The following is a 427-nucleotide window of genomic DNA, read 5'->3' as shown; positions in this document are numbered from 1 at the left end:
GCCAGGAACCGGCCACCAAGGTGCTCGAGTACGCCGTGGGTCCGGCGTCCGACGAGATTGCCGAACGGCTCAACCTGCAACCGGGCAGCGAGGTGGTGACGATGCGCCGGCTGCGAATGTCCGGCGGTCAACCGCTGGCGCTGATGACCAACTACCTTCCCGCTTCGATCGCGCCGGATCGCGATGAACTCGAGCGGGCCGGTTTGTACCAGTCGCTGCGCTCCCGTGGGGTGCACATCCGGTTGGCTCAGCAGCGCATCGGCGCCAAGGCTGCCGAGCGGGATGAGGCGAAGCTGCTCGACGAGAAGCCGAAGGCCCCGCTGCTGGTGATGGAACGGACGGCATTCGACGATTCCGGACGCGTCGTCGAGTACGGAAGCCACGCCTACCGCGCATCGCGGTATTACTTCGACACCACCCTCGTCGA

Annotated in this window: 1 protein-coding gene; it reads left to right on the top strand. The window is 66.3% G+C overall.

Annotated elements, in window-relative coordinates; genetic code table 11:
• Positions 1-427 (top strand): GntR family transcriptional regulator (locus RNC47_RS37085; RefSeq protein ID WP_311605274.1); only part of this gene is annotated, 427 nt, incomplete at both ends.

The sequence above is a fragment of the Streptomyces millisiae genome (genome assembly GCF_031845425.1).
Classification (GTDB): domain Bacteria; phylum Actinomycetota; class Actinomycetes; order Streptomycetales; family Streptomycetaceae; genus Streptomyces; species Streptomyces millisiae.
Note: the sequence above shows the minus strand (reverse complement) of the source record. Positions and strands in the feature narration are given on the sequence as shown.